6 protein-coding genes are annotated in these 7202 nt (G+C 69.2%); all 6 read left to right on the forward strand.

The annotated features are described in order from the left end of the window. Positions 1 to 393 (forward strand): hypothetical protein (locus tag B1400_RS08795; protein ID WP_235607409.1); only part of this gene is annotated, 393 nt, incomplete at its 5' end. A gap of 6 nt (positions 394 to 399) precedes the next feature. Continuing rightward, entirely contained in the window at positions 400 to 2199 is a 1800-nt protein-coding gene (locus B1400_RS08800; RefSeq protein WP_095614025.1) for a peptidoglycan D,D-transpeptidase FtsI family protein, read from the forward strand. A 38-nt stretch (positions 2200 to 2237) separates the two neighbouring features. After that, entirely contained in the window at positions 2238 to 3113 is an 876-nt protein-coding gene (locus tag B1400_RS08805) for a UDP-N-acetylmuramyl peptide synthase (protein ID WP_095614021.1), read from the forward strand. Positions 3114 to 3159: 46 nt separating this feature from the next. Further along, on the forward strand, positions 3160 to 4647 hold the full coding sequence (locus B1400_RS08810) for a UDP-N-acetylmuramoyl-tripeptide--D-alanyl-D-alanine ligase (protein WP_095614026.1): 1488 nt from the start codon (positions 3160 to 3162) through the stop codon (positions 4645 to 4647). 46 nt (positions 4648 to 4693) lie between these two features. Then, complete coding sequence (mraY, locus tag B1400_RS08815) at positions 4694 to 5800, forward strand: phospho-N-acetylmuramoyl-pentapeptide-transferase (protein WP_095614022.1); 1107 nt, start codon at positions 4694 to 4696, stop codon at positions 5798 to 5800. A 106-nt stretch (positions 5801 to 5906) separates the two neighbouring features. Further along, on the forward strand, positions 5907 to 7202 hold a 1296-nt coding region (gene murD, locus B1400_RS08820; RefSeq protein WP_095614023.1), incomplete at its 3' end, for a UDP-N-acetylmuramoyl-L-alanine--D-glutamate ligase.

Consider the following 7202-nt stretch of genomic DNA (forward strand, 5'->3'; position numbering starts at 1 on the left):
GGCCGTGTCCAGAAGCGCCCGCAGCTGCACGTCGTCGAGAACCGCCGCGCCTCGTCGCCGAAGGTCGGCCGCCGCATGGAGCGGCTGCTCGACTGGACGCGCACACGTCGCTCGCCGGTCGTGCACATCGTCGTCGCCGTGCTGTTCCTCGGTGCGTGCCTGCTCGGCGCGCTGCTGCTACGCACGCAGATGAGCTCGAACTCCTTCGAGGCCGCCGCGATCGAGCAGCACATCACGATGCTGCAGCAGGACGTCGAGGAGGACCAGACGAAGCTCTCGCAGCTCGAGGCCACGCTGCCCGAGCGCGCGCAGAAGATGAAGATGGTCCCCGCGCAGGGTTCGCTGTCGATCGACCTCAACGGATACACCCCGTCACAGGAAGGCACCCACTAAGCCATGATGCATCCCATCCGTTCGTTCAGGACGCTCGCCAAGCCGATGCGCAACGCCCTCGTGCTCGGCGTCGCGCTCGCGCTGCTCGCCTCGGCGTGCCTCGTGCAGCTCGGCGTGCTCCAGCTCGTCGAAGGCGCGCGCACCGCGCAGGCGGCCACGCGCGCCCGCACCGTGCAGGTCACGCTCGGCGCCAAGCGCGGCAGGATCATGGACGCCAACGGCGTCGTGCTCGCCCAGAGCGTCGAACGCTACACGATCGTCGGCAACCCGCAGGCCGCGCAGGACTTCACGCCGCTCGACTGCACGCCGCGCACCGAGGACTACTGCCAGCAGCTCGACGGCAAGCCGCTCAAGACGACCGGCGTGGCCGCCGTCGCGCAGCTGCTCGCGCCGCTGCTGGACATGAGCGCCGCCGAGATCGGCGGCAAGCTCGCGGGCACCGGCCAGTACGCGGTGCTCAAGAAGGACGTGACCCCCGAGGTCAAGCGCAAGATCAGCGCGCTGCATCTGGGCGGCATCGTCTACGGCGAGCTGAGCGACGAACGCGTCTACTCGAACGGGTCGCTCCTCGGCGTCTTCCTCGGCGGCGTCGACGACGAGGGCAAGGGCGTCGCCGGCGTCGAGCAGCTCGAGGACAAAGCGCTCACCGGTACCGACGGCTACGAGATCTACCAGCAGGGCAACGGCGGCGAGCAGATCCCCGGCACGGTGACCGATTCGAAGGCGGCGGTCAACGGCGCCGACGTGCAGCTGACGATCGACCGCGACGTGCAGTGGCGCGTCGAGCAGATCCTCAGGCAGAGCAAGGAGAAGTACAAGGCCGGCTGGGGCATCGCCGTCGTGCAGAACGTGCGCAACGGGCAGATCGTCGCGCTCGCCGACACCGACGACATCGAGGCCGGCAGCGACGACGCGAAGCTCAACGTGGCGCGCGCGGTCAACGAGACCTTCGAGCCCGGATCGATCGGCAAGGTGTTCACGATGTCCGGCATCATCCAGGAGGGGCTGCACACGATGGGCGACAAGTTCACGGTGCCCTCGACGCTCACGCTCGACGGACAGCAGTACAAGGACTCCTTCGAGCACGGCGACGAGCGCTGGACGATGGCGGGCATCCTCGAGCAGTCGTCGAACATCGGCACGATCCTCGCCTCCGAGAACCTCGGCGACGACAAACGCTACGACTATCTGCGCCGCTTCGGCATCGGGCAGCTGACGGGTCTGGGGCTGCCGGGCGAATCGCAGGGGCTGCTCGCGCAGGCCTCGCAGTGGGACGGACGCACGCGCAACACCGTGCTGTTCGGACAGGGCTACACGGTCAACGCGCTGCAGCTGACGAACGCGGTGAGCGTCATCGCGAACGGCGGCGTCAGGAAGCCGCAGTCGATCATCAAGGCGGTCGTCGGCGCCGACGGCAGGACGCGTGAGAGCGAGACCGGCGCCTCGACGCGCGTCATCGACGAATCGGTCTCCAAGCAGGTGCTCAACGCGATGGAATCGGTCTCCGAGCACTACGCTTCGCAGGGATTCGCGGGCGTCGACGGCTACCGCGTCGCCTCGAAGTCCGGCACCGCCGAGGTCGCCGGCGCCGACGGCCGGCTCTCGTCGCTGATCAGCGACTACTCGGGCATCATCCCGGCCGACGACCCGCGCTTCGTCATCACCGTCATCCTCAAGGACCCGGAAGGCGCGTACGGCGGCCTGACGGCGGGACCGGTCTTCGCCGAGATCGGCAAGTTCCTGATGCAGAAGTACGAGGTGCCGAACTCGCAGCCGCGCAAGGACGCCATCCCGGTGCAGTGGTGAGCGCACGGGTCGGGGAAGCACAAGGAGAGGAAGCAACGATGAGCGCAATCAACGAAACGACGTCCCAGCGCCTGACGCTCGGCATGCTCGAGGACCGCTACGGCTGCGAGCTCGTACCGGACTTCGCGCGCGACGTGACCGTCACGTCGCTCGCGAACGACGTGGACTCGGTCACGCCGGGCGCGCTGTACATGCCCGGCGCGCGCGTCGACAGGGGCCGGATCGCGCTCGCCGTGCGTCGCGGCGCCTACGCCGTCATGCTGCCGACGTCGATGCGCAACGCCGTCGACGATCCGCAGGTGCCGGTGCTGTTCGCCGACCCGTCGCCGCGCCGGGTCGGCGAACTCGCCGCCTCGATCGCCGGACGCCCCGCCGAATCGATCGCCGTCTTCGCGGTCGCCGGCAGCGACGCCGACCATGTGCGCGAGGACGTCGACATGCTCGCGCAGTTCCTGCACATGCTCGGCAACCCGGTCGGCACCGTGTGCGAGGGCGACTCGCAGTCGCTCGAACGGTTCCTCGACCTGACCTATCCGGTCGACGCCTTCGCGATGCAGCGCGTCCTCTCGGTGTGCGTCGAGGACGGGGCCGCCGCGATCATCCTCGCGCTCAACAGCCGCACCGTCGCCGCCGGCGCGCTCGAATCGGTCGGAGTCGACGTGCTCGGCTACGACGACGCCGGCGGCCACGTCGACGAGATGATCGCGCATGTGGCCGAGCAGTACGGCTGCACGCTCGACGCGAACACGCATCTGGCGCAGCGCGACGCGGAGACCGACACGATGGCCGAGCAGGCCGACTTCGGCGACGGGCATACGCGTGCGCTGTCGCTCGCGATCGCGATGACGCTCGCCGCCGGAGTGCGCAAGACGAACATCCGCAACGCGCTGCGCGTGTCCAGGGAGCTGCGCTGAGCGCGGCGCCGACGGACGACAAGGCTTCGACACGAAGGAGACAATGATGATGAGGATGAAGCTGGGCCAGGCGGCCCGGGCAGTCGACGGCCGCCTGATCAACGCCGGCGGCGCGACGGCCGAAGAGGTCGTGGCCGACGTCGTCACCGATTCGCGCAAGGCGGCCGAAGGTTCGCTGTTCGTCGCGATCGCCGGCGAGCACGTCGACGGCCACGACTTCGTCGCCCGGGCCGAAGCCCAGGGCGCGCTCGCCGCGATCGTCGACCACGAGATCATGGACACGCCGTGCCCGCAGATCGTCGTCAGGGACACCGTCGAGGCGCTCGGACTGCTCGCCCAGGCCAATCTGCGCATGCGCCGCGAGAGCCGCGCGCCGTTCACCGTCGTCGGCATCACCGGCTCGGTCGGCAAGACGACGACGAAGGACCTGCTCAAGGCGCTGCTGTCCACGCTCGGACGCACGGTCGCGCCGGTCGGCTCGTTCAACAACGAGATCGGCCTGCCGCTGACGGCGCTTGAAGTGGACGAGCGCACACGCTACCTCATCGCCGAGATGGGGGCGAACCATCTGGGAGAGATCGCGCATCTGACGACGATCGCGCCGCCGGACGTCGCCGTCGTGCTCAAGGTCGGCGTCGCGCACCTCGGCGAGTTCGGCTCGGTCGAGCACATCGCCCAGGCGAAGAGCGAGATCGTGCGCGGCCTGCTCAACGACGGCGTGAGCGTGCTCAACGCCGACGACGCGCGCGTCGCGGCGATGAGCGCGATCGCGCCAGGCCGGGTCGTCTGGTTCGGCCTCGAGCATGCGCAGGCCCACGACGAGGACGGCTATGTGGCCGCCGACGACGTCGCGCTCGACGATCTGGGGCGCCCGGTGTTCACGATCGTCGATGCCGGCGGCGTCGAACAGCGCGTCACGCTCGGCATCGGCGGCGCGCACAACGTCATGAACGCGCTCGCCGCGGCGGCCGTCGCGCGTCTCGAGGGGATGCCGCTCGGGCGGATCGCCGACGTGCTCTCCGCGGTCACGACCGTCAGCCCGCACCGCATGGCCGTGTCCGAGGTCGTGCACGACGGCGGCCGCTTCACGCTCATCGACGACTCGTTCAACGCGAACCCCGATTCGATGCGCGCCGGGATCGACGGGCTCGTCGCATGGCGTGCGCAGGAGGACACACAGCCTTACCGCGTCGCCGTGCTCGGCGCGATGCTCGAGCTCGGCGACGACGAGGGGCGCGCGCACCGCGACGTCGGCCGCTACGCCATCGAGACGGGCGCCGACGCGCTCATCGCGGTCGGCGCCGACGGCGACGGACATCTCAACACGCTGGCGCAGGCCATCGCCGACGGCGCGCGCGGGGCGCTCGGCCCCGGGGATGCGCGCCCCGTCGCCGCCGTCACGAACACGACGGACGCCGACGAGGCCGTACGCCGCCTCAACGCCGCGCACGCCGACATGGCCGTGCTGCTCAAGGGCTCCCACGCCTCCGGACTGAGCGCGCTCGCGACGCGCTGGACCGGCGGCGCGCGATGAGGCCACGCAACCCACGGCAACCACGCAACCGAATGGAGAACCTCAGGTGATCGCACTCATCATTGGCATCTTGGTCTCGCTGATCGTGACGATGATCGGCACGCCGCTGCTCATCCGCATCGTGCACAAGCTCAACTACGGCCAGTACATCCGCCAGGACGGACCGCAGTCGCACCTCGTCAAACGCGGCACGCCGACGCTCGGCGGCGTCGTCATCGTGCTCGCCGTGCTTCTCGGCTGGGGCGCGAGCGCGCTGTACCGCTACTGCTGCCACGGCGTCGTGCCGTCATGGTCGGCCGTCCTCGCATTGTTCGCGATGGCGTCGATGGGACTGCTGGGCTTCATCGATGATTTCGCGAAGGTGCGCAAGAAGCAGAACGAGGGCCTGACCGTCGGCGGCAAGTTCCTCGGGCAGATCGTCTTCGCGACACTGTTCGCCGTGCTCGCGCTCGTGCTGCCGACGAAATCCGGGTTCCCGAGCGCGCAGGCCGGCATGAGCTTCATCGAGAAGCCGTTCGTCAGCTTCGACTTCGCCGGCCGCGCGCTCGCGATCATCCTCTTCGTCATCTGGGTCAACTTCCTGATGGCCGCGTGGACGAACGCCGTCAACCTGTCCGACGGCCTCGACGGCCTGTGCGCCGGATCATCGATGGTCGCCTTCGTCGGCTACGCGATCATCGCGATCTGGGAAAGCTACCATCTGGCCGGCGCCGGGCATTCCGGCTTCACCTACGCCGTCTCCGACCCGCTCGATCTGGCGATCATCGCCTGCTGCGCGGCGATGGCGTGCCTCGGCTTCCTGTGGTACAACTGCAATCCGGCGTCGATCTTCATGGGCGACACCGGTTCGCTCGCGCTCGGCGGCCTGTTCGCGGCGCTGTCGATCGAGACGCACACCGAGTTCCTCGCGATCATCATCGGCGGCCTGTTCGTCATCGAGGCGATGAGCGACGTCATCCAGGTCGGCTATTTCAAGGCGACCGGCAGGCGCGTGTTCAAGATGGCGCCGATCCACCACCACTTCGAACTCGAGGGATGGACCGAAGGCAAGGTCGTCGTGCGCTTCTGGATGATCGAGCTCATGTTCGTCATGGTGGGCCTCGTCATCTTCTACGGCGATTGGGTCGCGCGCTCGGGCCTGTGGCACGCCTGACCGGCCCCGCGCGTCCGCACGCCGCCCGCGGACGCGCGCAACGACGGGCGGCATGGGCATGCGCGGACCTGAGACGATCCACGACACGGACGGAAGGACAGCAACAATGGAACTCGACCTTGGGCATATGACGGTGGTGGTGGCGGGACTCGGCGTTTCGGGCCGCAGCATCGTGGACATCCTGCGCCCGTGCGCCAAGGAGGTCATCGGCGTCGACGAACGCAAGGAGGACGCCGACCTCAACTCCTTCGACGCCATCCCATGGGATCGCGTCGACCTCGTGTGCACGTCGCCGGTGTTCAACCCGCGCACGCCGTTCATCCTCGAGGCGCGCCGCCGCGGCATCCCGGTCGTCAGCGAGGTCGAACTCGCATGGCTCATGCGCGTGGACAACGCGAGGACCGGCCGTCCGGCGCCGTGGATCGGCATCACCGGCACGAACGGCAAGACGAGCACGACGGAGATGACCTCGGCGATGCTCACCGCATGCGGGCTGACGGCGCCGGCCGTCGGCAACATCGGCAAGGCCGTCTCGCACGCCGCGCTCGACCCGGCCAACGACGTGCTGTGCGTCGAACTGAGCTCGTTCCAGCTGCACTTCACGTATTCGCTCGCGCTCGCCGGCGCCGCGATCACGAACATCGCCGCCGACCATCTCGACTGGCACGGCGGCATCGAGGCCTACGCCGAGGACAAGTCGAAGGTCTTCGACGGCGCGCGTCGCGTCATCGCCTACAACGCGCAGGACGAACGCGTCAGCGAGCTGGCGCGCGAGGCGAAGACGGCCGAGGGCTGCGTCGCCGTCGGCTTCACGCTCGCCGAGCCGTCCGCAGGCCAGATCGGCGTCGAGGACGGCTGGATCGTCGACATGGCCGGCGTCACCGGCACGCCGGTCGGCGTCGCGCACCGTCTCGCCGCGCTCGCCGACTTCCCGCATCTGATGGAGCCGGACGGCACGCTCTACCCGCATCTGGTCGCCGATGCGCTCACCGCGCTCATCCTCGTGACGGCGATGGATGTCGACGTCGACGTCGCGCTCGACGCGCTCAAGCGTTTCAAGCCGGGCGGCCACCGCATCGAGGAGGTCGCCCGGCTGACGCCGCCCGACGGCCGCGCGATCCGCTTCGTCGACGATTCGAAGGCGACGAACGCGCATGCGGCGCGCGCCTCGCTGGGCAGCTTCGCGCCGGGCAGCGTCGTATGGATCGCCGGCGGCCTGGCCAAGGGAGGACGCTTCGAACAGCTCGTCGCCGAAGTGCGCGACCGGCTCAGGGGCGCCGTCGTCATTGGCGTCGACCAGCGGCCGATGCTCGACGCGCTGCGCACGAGCGCCCCGGACCTGCCGGTCACGATCATCGACCCGACCGACGCCGACAGCGTCATGGCGCGCGCCGTCACGGCC

The sequence above is a fragment of the Bifidobacterium italicum genome (genome assembly GCF_002286915.1).
Taxonomy (GTDB): Bacteria; Actinomycetota; Actinomycetes; order Actinomycetales; family Bifidobacteriaceae; genus Bifidobacterium; species Bifidobacterium italicum.